Source organism: Streptomyces sp. NPDC059866 (assembly GCF_042731325.1).
Classification (GTDB): Bacteria; Actinomycetota; Actinomycetes; order Streptomycetales; family Streptomycetaceae; genus Streptomyces; species Streptomyces flavusporus.
On the sequence record NZ_JBHWJT010000005.1, the window covers coordinates 142,555 to 157,759 of the forward strand.

Annotated in this window: 14 protein-coding genes and 1 pseudogene; 4 read left to right on the forward strand and 11 right to left on the reverse strand. The window is 70.4% G+C overall.

Annotated elements, in window-relative coordinates; genetic code table 11:
* Positions 1-206 precede the first annotated feature (206 nt).
* A complete protein-coding gene (locus ACFV7R_RS09240) occupies positions 207-2,822 on the reverse strand; it encodes an ABC transporter permease/substrate binding protein (protein WP_385261694.1) in 2,616 nt (871 codons plus the stop codon).
* Positions 2,815-3,903, reverse strand: coding sequence for a glycine betaine/L-proline ABC transporter ATP-binding protein (locus ACFV7R_RS09245; protein WP_385261697.1), 1,089 nt, complete (start codon positions 3,901-3,903; stop codon positions 2,815-2,817). Before ACFV7R_RS09245 ends, ACFV7R_RS09240 begins: the two co-directional genes overlap by 8 nt.
* Before the next feature lie 197 nt (positions 3,904-4,100).
* On the opposite strand from ACFV7R_RS09245, the gene ACFV7R_RS09250 reads away from it, so the two are divergent.
* Positions 4,101-5,030, forward strand: coding sequence for a 5'-3' exonuclease H3TH domain-containing protein (locus ACFV7R_RS09250; RefSeq protein WP_385262140.1), 930 nt, complete (start codon positions 4,101-4,103; stop codon positions 5,028-5,030).
* Positions 5,031-5,144: 114 nt separating this feature from the next.
* A complete protein-coding gene (locus tag ACFV7R_RS09255) occupies positions 5,145-5,990 on the forward strand; it encodes a siderophore-interacting protein (protein WP_385261699.1) in 846 nt (281 codons plus the stop codon).
* A gap of 63 nt (positions 5,991-6,053) precedes the next feature.
* Here ACFV7R_RS09255 and ACFV7R_RS09260 read toward each other — a convergent pair whose 3' ends face one another.
* The 3 genes from ACFV7R_RS09260 to ACFV7R_RS09270 all read right to left on the reverse strand — a co-directional run bounded on the left by ACFV7R_RS09260 (position 6,054) and on the right by ACFV7R_RS09270 (position 8,610).
* Positions 6,054-6,830 carry an ABC transporter permease gene (locus tag ACFV7R_RS09260; protein WP_385261701.1) on the reverse strand — a complete coding sequence of 259 codons (777 nt, stop codon included), beginning with the start codon at positions 6,828-6,830 and terminating at the stop codon, positions 6,054-6,056.
* Positions 6,827-7,834 (reverse strand): ATP-binding cassette domain-containing protein, encoded by a 1,008-nt coding sequence (locus ACFV7R_RS09265; RefSeq protein ID WP_385261703.1) that lies wholly within the window; start codon positions 7,832-7,834, stop codon positions 6,827-6,829. Before ACFV7R_RS09265 ends, ACFV7R_RS09260 begins: the two co-directional genes overlap by 4 nt.
* 176 nt (positions 7,835-8,010) lie before the next feature.
* Positions 8,011-8,610, reverse strand: coding sequence for a PadR family transcriptional regulator (locus tag ACFV7R_RS09270; RefSeq protein ID WP_385262143.1), 600 nt, complete (start codon positions 8,608-8,610; stop codon positions 8,011-8,013).
* Between the two features lie 176 nt (positions 8,611-8,786).
* On the opposite strand from ACFV7R_RS09270, the pseudogene ACFV7R_RS09275 reads away from it, so the two are divergent.
* Positions 8,787-8,951, forward strand: a pseudogene (locus ACFV7R_RS09275) (amino acid permease); the annotation flags it as partial.
* Between the two features lie 45 nt (positions 8,952-8,996).
* On the opposite strand, the gene ACFV7R_RS09280 reads toward ACFV7R_RS09275, so the two are convergent.
* A complete protein-coding gene (locus tag ACFV7R_RS09280) occupies positions 8,997-9,578 on the reverse strand; it encodes a GNAT family N-acetyltransferase (RefSeq protein ID WP_385261706.1) in 582 nt (193 codons plus the stop codon).
* A gap of 79 nt (positions 9,579-9,657) precedes the next feature.
* On the opposite strand from ACFV7R_RS09280, the gene ACFV7R_RS09285 reads away from it, so the two are divergent.
* Entirely contained in the window at positions 9,658-10,605 is a 948-nt protein-coding gene (locus ACFV7R_RS09285; protein WP_385261709.1) for an RluA family pseudouridine synthase, read from the forward strand.
* Here the strand turns inward: ACFV7R_RS09285 and ACFV7R_RS09290 are convergent.
* Genes ACFV7R_RS09290 through ACFV7R_RS09310 form a run of 5 tightly spaced genes read right to left on the reverse strand, consistent with a single transcriptional unit; the run spans position 10,599 to position 15,175 of the window.
* Complete coding sequence (locus tag ACFV7R_RS09290) at positions 10,599-12,083, reverse strand: cytochrome P450 (protein WP_385261711.1); 1,485 nt, start codon at positions 12,081-12,083, stop codon at positions 10,599-10,601. The two genes, ACFV7R_RS09285 and ACFV7R_RS09290, sit on opposite strands and share 7 nt — an antisense overlap.
* Before the next feature lie 48 nt (positions 12,084-12,131).
* On the reverse strand, positions 12,132-12,752 hold the full coding sequence (locus tag ACFV7R_RS09295; protein WP_129796946.1) for an ATP/GTP-binding protein: 621 nt from the start codon (positions 12,750-12,752) through the stop codon (positions 12,132-12,134).
* Positions 12,733-13,128 carry a DUF742 domain-containing protein gene (locus tag ACFV7R_RS09300; RefSeq protein ID WP_129796947.1) on the reverse strand — a complete coding sequence of 132 codons (396 nt, stop codon included), beginning with the start codon at positions 13,126-13,128 and terminating at the stop codon, positions 12,733-12,735. The genes ACFV7R_RS09295 and ACFV7R_RS09300 overlap by 20 nt, the downstream gene beginning before the upstream one ends.
* Positions 13,125-13,532 carry a roadblock/LC7 domain-containing protein gene (locus ACFV7R_RS09305; RefSeq protein WP_129796948.1) on the reverse strand — a complete coding sequence of 136 codons (408 nt, stop codon included), beginning with the start codon at positions 13,530-13,532 and terminating at the stop codon, positions 13,125-13,127. Before ACFV7R_RS09305 ends, ACFV7R_RS09300 begins: the two co-directional genes overlap by 4 nt.
* The gene (locus ACFV7R_RS09310) at positions 13,529-15,175 is read right to left on the reverse strand and encodes a sensor histidine kinase (protein WP_385261712.1); all 1,647 of its coding nucleotides are present in this window, start codon (positions 15,173-15,175) and stop codon (positions 13,529-13,531) included. Before ACFV7R_RS09310 ends, ACFV7R_RS09305 begins: the two co-directional genes overlap by 4 nt.
* Between the last annotated feature and the right edge of the window lie 30 nt (positions 15,176-15,205).

Sequence of the window (15,205 nt, forward strand, 5' to 3'; positions counted from 1 at the left end):
CCACGCCGTCGAGCGGACGAGGCTCGGGCAGGGCGTGGCTCTTCGTGGTTGGCCGGATCCTTTTCGTCCCTTCCATTGTCCGGGTACGGGGCAATGCCACGAGGGGTGGGCTTCGCCGCACGCGTCGGTCGTGCGGTGAAGCCCACCCCTCGGGCAGGACGTGCCGGGCCGGTCAGGTCACCCGGGCACGCGTCGGGGGACGACGGTCACTGCGGTGTCATCCGGCTCACCATGTCGGGATGCTCCTCGAGCCAGGCGGCGACGGCCTCCTCCTCGTGGCCCTGGCCGCGGTCCTTGATCTCCGCCTCCAGGGTGCCCAGCTCGTCCTCGCTCATCCTGAAGTTCTTGATCCACTTCGTGAGCTGCGGGTACTGCTCCGGGAACTTCTCGCTGGAGATCGTGCGGATCGTGTTGCCCTCGCCGAAGTACTTCTCGGGGTCCTTCAGCTTGGTCAGCTCGTACTCGCTGTACGCCCAGTGGGGTGACCACAGCACGACGGCGATCGGCTCCTTCTTGGCGTACGCCCGCTTGAGCTCGGCCAGCATCGCCGGGGTGGAGCCGTCGACGACCTCGTACTCCTTGTCCAGGCCGTAGCCGGGCAGGACCTTGGTCTTCAGCAGGTTCATCTCACCGGTGCCCGGCTCGATGCCGACGATCCGGCCGTCGAACAGGTCGGCCTTGCCCTTGAGGTCCTCCAGGGAGTCGACGCCCTTCACGTAGGAGGGGACGGCGAGCTCCAGCGAGGTCGGCTCGTACCAGGTGCCGAGGTCGTTGAGTTCGTCCTTGTGTTTGTCCCAGTAGTTCTTCTGGGCGTACGGCAGCCAGGCGTCGAAGTTGAGGTCCAGGTCGCCGGAGGCCAGGCCGGTGTAGACCGGGCCGACGTCCATCTGCTTGAGGTTCAGCTGGTAGCCGCGCCGTTCCAGGACGTTCTTCCACAGGTAGGTGACGGCGATGTCCTCGTCCCAGGGGAACCAGGCCACGTCCACGGGGCGCTTGGTCTCGGCCGGGGCCGCGCCGGCCGCGTCCGGGACCGGGGCCAGCTTGTCGACGACACCCTGGTTGCCCTTGAGCCAGGCCCGCACGGCGTCCTGCTGCCTGCCCTTGCCGGCCTTGTTGATCTCCGACTCCAGGCTGGTGAGCTGTTCCTCGCTCAGCTTGAAGTTCTTCAGCCACTCGCCGACGACCGGGTTCTCCTGGGCGAAGCCCTTGCGCGCCAGGGTGTGCACACCGTCGCCCGAGCCCCAGGCGCCCTTCGGGTCCTTGAGCTTCTTCAGCTCGAAGTCGTTGTACGCCCAGTGCGGCGACCAGAGCGTGACGACGATCGGCTCCTGCTTGGCGTACGCGCGCTTGAGCTCGGCCAGCATCGCGGGCGTGGAGCTGTCGACGACCTTGTACTCCTTCTCGAGGCCGTACTCCTTGAGGACCTTGCTCTTGAGCAGGCTCATCATGCCGGCGCTGGACTCGATACCGGTGATCTTCCCGCCGAACTTCGACGCCTGTCCCTTGAGGTCCTCCAGGGAGTCGACGCCCTTCATGTAGGCGGGCACGCTCAGCTCCAGGGAGGTGGGGCCGTACCAGGAGCCCAGGTCCTCGAGCTGTGCGCCGTACTTCTTCCAGTACTGCTCGTGGGTGACCGGCAGCCAGGCGTCGGTCTGGAAGTCGATGTCGCCCTGGGAGAGCGAGGTGTAGAGCGGCCCGGCCTCGAACTGCTTGGTCTCCACCTCGTAGCCGCGCTGCTCCAGGATCTCCTTCCAGAGATAGGTGGAGGCGACGCCCTCGTCCCAGGGGATGTAGCCGATGCTGATCTTCTTGCCCTGGCCGACGTTGGTGTCGGCGGCGACCGGGGCGGTCTTGTCGCTGCTGCCGAACATGCCCATGCCGCCCGCGACGAGGGCGAGGACGACGACGCCGACGACGGCGACGGCCGGGCGGGGCCGGTACGACCAGATCTTCAGGCCCTGGGCGGCGCGCAGCCGGGCGGCGGCCCGCCGGCCGAGCGGCGAGACCTCGGTGCCCAGCGCGCTGGTCATACGGTCGAGGTAGATCGCGAGGATCACGATGGCGATGCCCGCCTCGGCGCCCAGGCCGACGTTGAGCTGGCCGATCGCCTCGTTCACGTCGCCGCCCAGGCCGTCGGCGCCGACCATGCCGGCGATCGCGGCCATCGACAGGCCGAGCATGATGACCTGGTTCACGCCGGCCATGACCGTGGGCAGCGCCAGCGGGAGCTGGACGCGCAGCAGGGTGTCGCGCGGGGTGGTGCCGAACGCCGCGGCCGCCTCGACCAGTTCCTTGTCGACCTGGCGGATGCCCAGCTCGGTCATGCGCACGCCCGGGGCGAGCGCGAAGATCAGGGTGGCGACGATGCCCGCGGCGGCGCCGCTGCCGAAGAACAGGATCGCCGGGATGAGGTAGACCATCGCCGGCAGCGTCTGCATCAGGTCCAGCGCGGGCCGTACGACCGAGCTGACGCGGTTCGAGCGCGCCGCCCAGATGCCCACCGGGACCGAGATGACGAGCGCGATGACGGTGGCGACGATGACGAGCGACAGCGTCATCATCGCGTTCTCCCACAGCTCCAGGGAGATGACGAAGGCGAATCCCACGAAGGTGAGGACGCCGGCGAGCGCGCCGCGCAGCCAGAAGGCGATCACGGCGAAGATGCCCGCGAGGAGCAGCGGTTCGGGCGCCTGAAGCACGGAGTCGACGCCCTCGTAGGCGCCGCGGAAGACCTGCTCGAAGAAGTCGAAGAGCCATCCCAGGTGGGTGGTGAGCCATTCGACCGTGTCATTGACCCAAGAGCCGAACTCGATCCTAGGCACCGGCGGTCACCTTCTCTCCGCCCTTGTCGCGCGGGGAGTCGCACGGTTCGGGTGCGCCCGCCTCTTCTCCGAGGAAGCCGACGAGCCGCTGCCGTGGGACGACCCCGACCAGTCCGCGCCGCTTGTCGAGCACCGCGACCGGGTGCGTGACCCGGGCGCTGATCGCGCACAGCTCACCGAACGGGGTGTCGGGCGTCGCGGTCTCGCAGCCGCAGTCGGCCTCGTCGCCGCGCACCTCGGTGTCCATGACGGCGCCCGCGGTCAGGACGCGGGAGCGGTCGACGTCCTGGGTGAAGGAGGCGACGTAGTCGTTCGCGGGGCGCAGCAGGATGTCCTCGGCGCTGCCGGTCTGCACGATCTGTCCGTCGCGCATGACGGCGATGCGGTCACCCAGACGCATGGCCTCGTTGAGGTCGTGGGTGATGAAGACGATCGTCTTCTTCAGACTCCGCTGGAGTTCGAGCAGCTGGTCCTGCATGTCGCGGCGGATCAGCGGGTCGAGGGCGCTGAAGGACTCGTCCATCAGCAGCAGGTCGGCGTCGGTGGCGAGGGCGCGGGCCAGGCCGACGCGCTGCTGCATGCCGCCGGACAGCTCGTCGGGCCAGGACTTCTCCCACCCGGCCAGACCGCACAGGGCGAGCGCCTCGCCGGCGCGCCGCTCGCGCTCGGCGCGGGGCACGCCCTGCACGGCGAGGCCGTAGGCGGCGTTGTCCAGGACGCTGCGGTGCGGGAAGAGCGCGAAGTGCTGGAAGACCATGCTGATCTTCTTCGCCCGGACCTCGCGCAGGTCGCGGTCGCTGGCCGCGGTGAGGTCCTGGCCGTCGAAACGGACCGAGCCGGCGGTCGGCTCCAGCAGCCCGTTGAGCATGCGCAGCAGCGTGGACTTGCCGGACCCGGACAGGCCCATGACGACGAAGATCTGGCCTGGTTCCACGGTGAAGGAGGCGTCGATCACGGCGGCGGTGGTGCCGTCGGCGCGCAGCTCCTCCCGGTCTGCCCCTTTGCGGAGCTTGTTGACTGCCTCATCCGGTCGTCTGCCGAACACCTTGTACAGATGCTCGGCCTCTAGCCTGGCTGACACGCGTACCTCTTGTCTCGACGGCAGGGGAAAGGGGCGATGACAGGACAAACTGTTTGAAAATGCAACCGACATCGCTCCGAGGCGGCGCCTGCCCCTGTTCCGCCTGCACAAACGCACTAGTGGTCCAGTTCACAGGGCGTTCGGCCGGTGGTTCACCCCCGGCCGTCTCCGGACGACTGTCGGAGCCGTACGGCATGATGCGAGGCGTGACCGGACGACTGATGCTCCTCGACACCGCCTCGCTCTACTTCCGCGCCTACTTCGGCGTCCCGGACTCGGTGAAAGCCCCGGACGGCACACCGGTGAACGCCGTGCGCGGACTGCTGGAGTTCATCGACCGCCTGGTCCGGGACCACCAGCCCGGCCATCTGGTCGCCTGCATGGACGCCGACTGGCGGCCGAAGTGGCGGGTCGACCTGATCCCGTCGTACAAGGCGCACCGCGTCGCCGAGGAGCACGAGGTGGGGCCCGACGAGGAGGAGGTGCCGGACACGCTGTCGCCGCAGGTGCCGGTCATCGAGGCCGTCCTCGACGCGCTCGGCATCGCGCGCGTGGGCGTCGAGGGGTACGAGGCGGACGACGTCATCGGCACGTTCACCGCACGGGCGGCCGGCCCGGTGGACATCGTCACCGGCGACCGGGACCTGTACCAGCTGGTGGACGACGCACGCGGGGTGCGGGTGCTGTACCCGCTGAAGGGCGTGGGCACGCTGCAGCTCACGGACGAGGGGTGGCTGCGCGAGAAGTACGGCGTCGACGGCCGGGGGTACGCGGATCTGGCGCTGCTGCGCGGCGACCCGAGCGACGGCCTGCCGGGCGTACCGGGCATCGGCGAGAAGACGGCCGCCAAGCTGCTGGCCGAGTTCGGCGATCTGGCGGGAATCCTGGCCGCCGTCGACGACCGCACGACCCGGCTCACGCCGACGCAGCGCACACGGCTGAGCGAGGCGCGGCCGTATCTGGCGGTGGCACCGACGGTGGTCCGGGTCGCGACGGACGTGCCGTTGCCGGACGTCGACACGACGCTGCCGCGCACCCCCCGCGACCCGGCGGCGCTGGACGGGCTGGCCGTGCGGTGGGGGCTCGGCGGGTCGCTGCAGCGGCTGCTGACGACCCTCGGATCGTGACCATTTCAGCAATCAAGACAATTCGGACTCATAAACTCGTCAGGAGAGAGGCGTTTACTGGGGGAAGATGGTAAGTTAGGCAAGCCTAAGTTCTTGGGGAACAGGGAGACCGTCATGGCAGAACGTCCGGCCCGGCAGCCGCGGAGGGCTCATTCCGCGCAGGTCGTCCGCACCGAACGGCTCACTCCGCACATGCAGCGCGTGGTCCTGGGCGGCCCGGGTCTCGCCGAGTTCTCGGCGGACCCGTGCACCGACCACTATGTGAAGCTCCTGTTCCCCGCCGACGGCGTCACCTACCCCGAGCCCTTCGACATGCAGCGGATCCGCGAGGAGTTCCCGCGCGAGCAGTGGCCGGTCACGCGGACGTACACCGTGCGCGCCTGGGACCCCCAACTGCGCGAGCTGACACTGGACTTCGTGCTCCACGGCGACGAGGGACTGGCCGGCCCCTGGGCCATGCGCGTCCAGCCCGGCGAGACCATCCACTTCATGGGCCCCGGCGGCGCCTACGCCCCCGACGCGAGCGCCGACTGGCATCTGCTCGCCGGTGACGAGAGCGCGCTGCCCGCGATCGCGGCCGCCCTGGAATCGCTCCCCGACGGTGCCGAGGTCCGGGCCTTCGTGGAGGTCTCCGGGCCCGAGGAGCAGCAGAAGTTCGACTCCGACGTGGAGGTCGTCTGGCTGCACCGCGGTGACCGTCCCGTCGGCGAGGCCCTGGTCGAGGCCGTACGGGCGCTGGAGTTCCCGGCGGGCCGGGTGCACGCTTTCGTGCACGGCGAGGCGAGCTGCGTGAAGGATCTGCGCCGACTGCTGCGGGTCGAGCTCCAGATCCCGCGCGAGGACCTGTCGATCTCCGGCTACTGGCGGCTCGGCCACAACGAGGACGGCTGGCAGGCCGCGAAGCGGGACTGGAACGCCCGCATCGAGGCGGAGCAGGAGAGCGGCGTGGCCGCCGCTTAGGCATACGTCGACTGAAGCGGCGGCACCGTACGAGGTGCCGCCGCTTCGCTGTCCGCGGCCGGGTCACACCGACCGTTGGTACGACCTGAACGTCCGGATCGACAGCCACACCGCCGCCACCGCGAGCGCGAGCAGTCCTCCGCCCCGGCTGAGCACGTCCCCCCAGTCAGGGTCGGCGGACAGTGCCGAACGGCCCGCCACCATCGCCCAGTCGAGCGGGTTGAAGTCGGCGACGTGCCGCATCCACCCCGGCATCTGGGCCGGTGCCATGAAGGCGCTGGACAGGAATGTCAGCGGCAGCAGCAGGAAGGTGTTGATCCCGATGAGCGACTCCCGCTCCCGCACCAGCATGCCGAGCGCGTTGGACAGCGCCCCGAAGACGGTGCCGAGCAACACCGAGGCGAGGACCAGGACGACGACCCCGACGAAACCGCCCGGATAGTCGGCGCCGCCGAGGAGCCCCAGCAGCACGATGACCACCGACTGCAGGGCGGTGACCAGGCCGTTGTACACGACGTTGCCGTTCATCAGCGCGGCCCGGCTGACCGGGGTGGTCAGGAAGCGGTTGAGGGTGCCGCGCTGGATCTCCTCCAACGTGCCCATGCCCGCCCACATGTTGGAGCTGAGCGCGCTCATCACCACCACGCCCGGTACGAGGTAGTCGAGATACGAGCCGGTGCCGAAGCCGCCCAGCTCGACGACCTTCTTGAAGAGGCTGCCGAACAGGAACAGCCACACCACCGGCTGGATGAGGGTGATGACCGCGTACGCGGGCTGCCGTGCGAACACCATGAGTTGACGTTGCGTCATGTACCAGGTCTGGGCGACCGCGGTGCTCATCGCGCACCTCCCGCCAGGACGAACTGATCGGCGGAGTCGGCCTCGGCATACCGGCGGCCGGCATAGCGGAGGTAGACGTCGTCGAGGGAGGGCCGGGCGACCGTCGCGGCGGCGACCCCGACTCCGGCGCGCTCCAGGGTGGCCAGCAGCGCAGGCACCACGGCGGCGCCCTCGTCGGCCCGGACGCTGATGCGCAGGCCGTCGATCAGCACCTCGTGCACGCCCGGCAGTCCGCCGAGGGTGCCGCCGAGCACCGTACGGCCGGCTTCACCGAGCGCCTCGCGCAGTTCCACATGGACGGCGTCACCGCGCAGTTCGCCCTTGAGGGAGTGGGGGCTGCCTTCGACGACGACGCGGCCTCGGTCGACGATGGCGATGCGTTCGGCGAGCCGGTCGGCCTCTTCGAGATAGTGCGTGGTCAGCAGGATGGTCAGGCCCTCCTCACCGGCCAGCCGCCCGATCTCGTCCCACATCGCGCTGCGGGCCTCCGGGTCGAGGCCGGTGGTGGGTTCGTCGAGGAAGAGCACCTGGGGCCGGTGTACCAGGCCGAGCGCCACGTCGAGCCGGCGGCGCATACCTCCGGAGTAGCCCTTCACCGGGCGCCGGGCGGCGTCGGAGAGCGTGAAACGCTCCAGCAGCTCCTCCACCCGCCGACCGAGTGCGGCGCCCTTCAAGCCGTAGAGCCTGCCCTGGAGTTGAAGGTTCTCACGGCCGGTGGCGACCGGGTCGGCGCCGGAGTTCTGGGCGACCACCCCGATCGCGCGGCGCACCCGGTCGGGGTGGCGCAGCACATCGTGGCCGGCGACGGTGGCCGCGCCCGAGTCGGGGCGGGCCAGGGTGGTGAGGATCTTGACGGTGGTGGACTTTCCGGCCCCGTTGGGGCCGAGGAGCCCGAAGACCGTGCCGGGCTCGACGGTGATGTCCAGGCCGCTCAGGGCCGTGATGTCACCGGGATAGGTCTTGACGAGTTGCCGCGCCTCGACGGCGGGCACACGGGAGTTCATGACGACAGCTCTCCTGGGTGAGCGCAGGGACAACTGATCCGCGTGAAGAGCGCCGGGCTATCCTGGGTGTGCCGCACCTCGATCGCCCGGTTCTGCCTCACGGCGGACTCGGTTCGGGGTTGGAGACCCTGGCGGGACTGCTGCAACAGTCCTGCCGGGGTCTGTTCATGCAGGGATCACGTGCCGAAGTGGCGCTGCTCCACCTCCTCCAGCTCCGGCGGCCACTCCCCCGTCTCGTGGAAGCGCCGCCATGCTTCGACGCCGGGCAGCGAGCCGTCGCGGATCTCTCCGACGAAGCTGCGGACCCACAGCGCCTGCGCCTCGACCATGTGGAGCTGGTACTCGACCTCGACGAGGAACAGCCGCGGCAGCGTCTCGTAGAGCTTCTCCAGCACCGCCCGCCCGCTGGTGACCTGAACCTCCAGGGATGTGAGGCGCTCCTGGAGGAGCCGCACCACGTCGTCGGGGGGCAGCGCCCCCAGCAGCGAGAGGGCGGTCTCGAAGATCGGGTACTCCTTCGCCGGGACGGCGATCAGGTCCGACAGCCACTCGGTCATCTCCTCACGCCCGGCCTCGGTGAGCCCGTAGACCGTGCGCTCGGGGCGGTTGCCCTGCCGCTCCACGTCGGTCACCTCGACGAAGCCGTGCTTCTGGAGGTTCTGCACGACCGTGTAGAGCGAGCCGTAGTTGATCTTCGTGCTGGCGTCCTTGCCCTGACGGCGCAGGGTCTGGGCGATCTCGTACGGATGCATCGGCTTCTGCCAGAGGGTCGTCATCACGGTCAGCGCGAGCGGGTTGCTCAGCTTGCGGCGCTTGCCCGGCACGGCGGCGACCCCCTCGTTTCCGAATATCCGCAAGCGAATATATCGCGAGTCACTTCGGAAGTCGAGAGGGTGCGACGAACACGATGTATCGCGATCGAACCCGGCCCCTCCGCCGTCCGCCCCGATCCACCGGCCCCCTGCTGGTGCAGCGCCTGCGCGGCCGTTTCACCTCCACCGGCACCGACGAGAGGGGCGCACCCCTGTTCTCCCTCGGTCGCTGGGGCGTCCCGGTCAACGCCCTCGCCCTGCTCTACGGCCTGTTCATGACGGTCAACCTGGCCTGGCTGCGCGCGGCAGGCGGACGGCGGTGCCGGAGACGGTGACGGTGACGGTCCAGGTCAGTCGCCCCGCACGCGCGCGTGCAGGTGCATGTCGTGCCAACCGTCGGTGTGGAGGCCGGCGCTGCGCTTGGTGCCCTCCAGGGCGAAGCCCGTCTTCGTGGCGACGCGGCAGGATGCCGTGTTGGCGACGGCGTGGGTGAGTTCGAGGCGGTGGAAGCCGGTCTCGTCGAGGGCCCAGCGGGCGAGGGCGGTGGTGGCGCGGGCGGCGACGCCCTGGCCGCGGGCCGCCGGCGCGGTCCAGTAGGCCACCTCGGTGACTCCGTCATCGAGCGCGATTCCGTTCAGCCCCACACGCCCCATCAGCCGGTCGGTGGCCGCGTCGGCGACAGCCCACTGGGCGGTCCGCTCCTCGGTCCAGGCCGCCACCCATTCGTCGATCCAGCCGCCGGCCTCCTCCTCCGAGTGGGCCGCGCGGGTGTGCCAACGGTGGATGAGCGGGTCTTGGAAGATCTCATGGAGGGCGGGCGCGTCCTCGGCCCTCCAGGGGCGCAGCAGGAGGCCGTCGCCGGTCGGGATCACGGGCTGCGGGACGCGGGCGAGCGTCCCGGGGGACAGGACGGGTTTGATGAGGAACGGCATGATCGCGAGCGTGTCAGGGCCGTACGGGCCCGGCCAGCGGTTTTCCGGTGGCGTGCGACGGCTCGTACCCTGGCACTCGATGAGACGCCGTACCCCGCCCCCGCCGTCCCCCCTCCCCCAGCGTCACGGGGTGGATCCCGTGCGGGTGCGACTGCCCGCCGAGGGGCCGTGGGCCACGGTGCGCGAGCATCTGGTGGCGCGGCTCACCGGCGCGGGCGCCGGGGTCGTCGACGGGATGTTCGACGCAGGGCTGGTCGTCGGGGCGGACGGACGGCCGGTGGCGTCGGACGCGCCGTACGTGCCAGGGATGTTCGTGTGGTTCCACCGGGACCTGACCGACGAGGTGCCGGTGCCCTTCCCGCTGCAGGTCGTGCACCGCGACGAGCACATCGTCGTCGTCGACAAGCCGCACTTCCTTGCCACGACCCCGCGCGGCAGCCATGTCGCCGAGACCGCGCTGGCCCGGCTGCGGCGGGAGCTGGGCATCCCGACGCTGGGCGCCGCGCACCGGCTGGACCGGCTCACCGCGGGGCTGGTGCTGTTCACGGTGCGCCCCGAGGAACGCGGTGCGTACCAGACGCTGTTCCGGGACCGGCTGGTGCGCAAGGAGTACGAGGCGGTCGCCCCGTACGATCCCGCGCTCGGCCTGCCCCGCACGGTGCGCAGCCGGATCGTGAAGGAGCGCGGCTCGCTGACCGCCCGCGAGGTCGAGGGCGAGCCGAACGCGGTGAGCCGCATCGAGCTGATCGAGCACCGTACGGACCTGGGCTGCTACCGGCTGGTGCCCGGCACCGGGCAGACCCATCAGCTGCGGGTGCACATGAACACGCTGGGGGTGCCGATCCTCGGCGATCCGCTCTATCCGGTGGTGACCGGCCCCGTGCCGGCCGGTGACTTCCGGCGCCCGCTGCAACTGCTGGCGCGGGAGCTGGAGTTCACCGACCCGGTCACGGGGGTGGCGCATCTGTTCCGCAGTGAGCGGACGCTGACGGCCTGGTCCTGTTTCCCGCAGTGGGCGGGTCAGTAGCCCCGCCACCAGTGCAGGAACCGCTGCCAGGCGCCCGGCCTGCGGGGGGCCGGCTCCGACGTCGGCGTCGGTGCGACGGGCTCGGCCGGCCGGGGTTCGGGGACGACGGCGGGTGCCGGCTCGGGCTCGATCGTGCCGACCTGCCAGCTGGCGCGCTGCTGTGGCACCGACCGGGGGCTCGGCGGTTCCATGACGTCCTGCGGCGGCTTCGGCACGAAGTGCACCGGGAGCTCCACCAGATGGCGTGAGGCGATCGACTCCCGCCACTCCAACTCGTCCTCGTCACATTCGAGTTCGACGTCCGGGAGTCGCATCAGCAGCGCGTCGACGCCGACGTCGGCGATGGCCCGGCCGATGTCCTGGCCGGGGCACTCGTGCGGGCCGCCGCCGAAGGCGAGGTGGGAGCGGTTGCCCTGCATGTTGGCGGCGAGGTCGGGCCGCACCTTGGGGTCGATGTTGCCCGGGGCCGGCGCGAAGAGCAGTCCGTCGCCCTTGCGGATGCGGTGACCGCCGAGCTCGGTCTCCTGCTTGGCGAAGTAGCCGAGGACGGTGCTGAACGGCGGCTCGTCCCACAGGGACTGCTCGACAGCCTCGGGCACCGTCATCTGGCCGCCGTTGAGCTGGGCGCGGAAACGCGGGTCGGTGAGCACCATGCGCAGCGCGTTGGACAGGAGGTTGACCGTGGCCTCGTAGGCGGCGAAGAGGACGAGCCGCAGGTGTTCCCTGACCTCGTCGTCGGTGAGCCGGGCCGGGTGGGTGATGAGGTGGCTGGTGAAGTCCTCCTCGGGGTGGGCGCGGCGGCGTGCGGTGAGCCGGCCGAGGGCGTCCATGACGTAGGCGTGGCTGGCGAGCGCGGTCTCGGTGCCCTTGAGCGCGTCGCGGGCGGACTGCACCAGCCGCTCGTTGTACTCCTCGGGCATGCCGAGGATCTCGCACATCACCGCCATCGGCAGATGCTCGGCGAACTGGCTGACGAGTTCGGCGTGGCCCTGCTCGCAGAACTCGTTGACGAGCCGCTGGGTGTAGCGGTTGATGTGCCGGCGGATGCTGCGGTGGTCGATGGTCGACATGGCGCCGGTGACGGCGCCGCGCAGCCGCAGATGCTCCTCGCCCTCGGCGTGGGAGCAGATGGGCTGCCAGGCGATGTGCGGCATGAGCGGATGGTCGGGCTTGACCATGCCCTCCTGGAGCGGGGTCCAGATGCGGCTGTCCCGGGTGAACAGCGAGGGTGTACGCACCATCTGCAGGTTCTCGGCGTGTCCGAGGACCACCCACACGGGGATGTCGTCGTGCAGCAGCACGGGCGCCACCTGGCCGTGCTCCTCGCGGAGTTGCTCGTAGAGGTCGCCCAGGTCCTCCGCCTGGTGCAGCCGGTGCAGTCCGCCGGGGCCGCGGCCGTGGGCGGGGCAGCCGGGCGGCGGGCCACCGAACGTGAGATCGTCGTCCGTACCGGTACGGGAAGGGATGTCAGGCGTCACAGCGGGTCGCTTTCGGGAACGGTGCTGGATCGGGGGGTCGATCGGGGATCAGGCGAGCTTGCCCATCAGGGCGAGGGAGTGCAGGAAGCGCATCAGGGTCATCAGAACGTCCCGGCTGGAGGCCCGGCGGCGTACGTCGCACTCGATGATGGGGATGGCCTCGGGCAGGTCGAGTGCGGTCCGCAGGTCCTCGAGGGGGTAACGGGGTGCGTCCGGGAAGGAGTTGACGGCCACCACGAACGGCACCCCGCGCTCCTCCAGCCGCCCCATGACGTCGAAGCTGACCTCCAGGCGCCGGGTGTCGACCAGGACGACGGCGCCGAGGGCGCCTTCGAACAGGCCGTTCCACAGGAACCAGAAGCGTTCCTGGCCGGGCGTGCCGAAGAGGTAGAGCACGAGCTGGTCCGTGATGCTGATGCGGCCGAAGTCCATCGCCACGGTGGTGGCGGTCTTGGACTCGGAGCCGTAGTTGTCGTCGACTCCGATGCCGGCCTGCGTCATGGTCTCCTCGGTGGTCAGCGGACGGATCTCGCTGACCGAGCCGACCATGGTCGTCTTGCCGACACCGAAGCCACCCACGATCACGATCTTCACCGCGGCCTGGGCCGTGTGCGGCAGATGATCCTCGGCGCGTGGGCCCGGGATGGTGTCAGAGCTTTTGAAGTCCATGCATCACCGCTTCGAGGATGGAACGGTCGGGGAGCGCCTGGCGGACGATCGGGGCGCGGGCCCGCACCAGTTCGGCCGTCAGCAGCTCGGTGAGCAGGACGGTCACCACGCTGAACGGCAGATTGAGGTAGGCCGACAGCTCGGCCACGGACAGGGGGGCCGAACAGAGCCGGAGCAGCGCCGCCTGCTCGGGCGTGGCGGAAGGCCGGGGATCGGCGTTCGCCACGATCAACGTGACCAGGTCGAGCGGCACCCGGGAGCCGTCCTCGCCGGTGATGGTGTACAGCCGCTCGGGGTTCTGGCCGTCACCCTGCTTGGCGGGCTGCGGCGCCGGATCCGGCAGGGGATGACGCCTCTGGCGTTGGGGAGGAGTCATACGGTGCGCCCGCTGCGTCGGGGCGGACTGGTCAGATGGGCGCCGATCCGCACGACGAGGTCGCGCATGTGCGCACTCATGTAGCCGGGTTCGCACCGCACGTCGGCGAGGACCGCGAGGTAGGCGTTGGCGCCGGCGGCCATCAGGTAGAAGTAGCCGCCGTCGATCTCGACGACGACCAGCTTCATCTCGCCCTCGCTGCCCGGGATCTCCTGGGCGACGGCGCTCGTCAGGCTCTGCAGCCCGGCGCAGGCCGCGGCGACCCGGTCGGCTGCGTCCGGGTCGCCGCCGTGCCGGGCGATGCGCAGACCGTCGGCGGAGAGCACCACGATCATCTCGATGCCCGGGACGCCGTCGTCCAGCTCCTTGAGCATCCAGTCGAAGTTCCCTCGCTGCTGGATCACTTGGGGTCCCCCTCGTCATCGGCCTCGGTACGGGCCGGGTCCTTGATCAGATGGGTGAATGCGGCAGGGTCACGGGTGAACGCGGTGGGGTGGACGCCCGGGGGCAGGTCCTTCTTCAGGCCCTCCCAGAAGGCCTCGAACGCCAGCCCGGGTTCGCGCTCCTTGTGCTTCTTCCGCTCCGGATCAGGCGCCGGTTCGGGCCGGGGCTGCATCCAGCGCAGGGCTTCCTCGTCGCCCTCGCGCGCGGCCTTCTCGAGGGCCGCCTGCTCGGCGAGCCGCTGGTCCAGCGGGATCTTCATCCGGCTGCGCCGCTGCGGCAGGCCCTGGGCGGTCCACTCGGTGACCTCGGGGACCTCGTCCTCCATGGAGACCGTGGCGGGGATGCGCGGGCTGGTGGGGCGGCGCTTCTTGGGCGTGCGCTTGGGGCCTTCCACCGTGCCGGGCGTGGTCTGGGGCAACGCGGTGGCGCCGATGCCGTGGGCGAGGCCGACGCCGGGCTCGTCGGTCATCATCTCGCTCGGCACGACGAGGATGGCGCGGACCCCGCCGTACGCGGAGGCGCGCAGGGAGACCTGCATGTTGTGCGCCGAGCAGAGCCGGCCGACGACGGCGAGGCCCAGCCGCGGGGCGTCGCTGTCGCCGAGCTCCTGCAGGTCGCCGCCGGCCTTGGCGCGCTCCAGCATGCCCTCGGCCCGCTTGCGGGCCTCCTCGCTGAGGCTGACGCCGGCGTCCTCGATCTCGATGCAGACACCGGTCTGCACCTCGGTGGCGGTGACGTGGACCTTGGTGTTGGGCGGCGAGTAGCGGGTGGCGTTGTCCAGGAGTTCGGCGGCGGCGTGGATGACCGGCTCGACGGCGATGCCCTTGATGTTGACCTTGGCGATCGAGGCCAGGTTGATCCGCCGGTACTCCAGGATCCGGGACATGGCGCCGCGCAGCACGCTGTAGAGGGCGACGGGCCGGGGCCACTGGCGTCCGGGGCGGCCGCCGCCGAGGACGGAGACGGAGTCGGCGAGGCGGCCGATCAGCGCGTTGCCGTGGTCGATGCGCAGCAGGTCGTCGAAGACCTCGGGGTTGCGGCCGTGGTCCTCCTCCATCTCCCTCAGTTCCTTGGCCTGCTGGTGGACGATGGCCTGGACGCGTCGGGCGACGCTGACGAAGGCGCGCTGGGAGGAGTCGCGCAGGGCTTCCTCGTGGTCCACGATCCGCAGGACCGTCGTGATCACCTGGATTTCGGCCTCGGAGAGGGCCCGGAAGTCGGGGTTCTCCTGGCCGAGCTGGCGCAGCACCTCGTGGGGCGAGTTGCCGCTGCGCAGCCGGCGCAGCGCGGCCGGCAGATGCTCGTCGGCGAGCCGGGCGATGTGCTCGTCGTGGGCGGCGATGCGCCGCTCCAGATACGCCGTGTGCCGGGCGTGTTCGGCACGCAGGTCCCGCAGCGCGCGGCTGCGGCGCACCGCCTCGGCCGCGGTCGCGATCACCAGGAGCGTGGCGATGCCGCCGCACCAGCCGACCGCGATCCGGGCGGACTGCGTCACCAGGGCGACGGACGCCCCGGTCGCCGCGGCCATCAGTATGGCCGGCAGCAACAGCACGCGCGCGTAGGGAAGTTCACGGCGTACGGGTGGGGATTGAACACTCACCATGTGGGCCCTCTGAAACGAATCGGCTGGGTG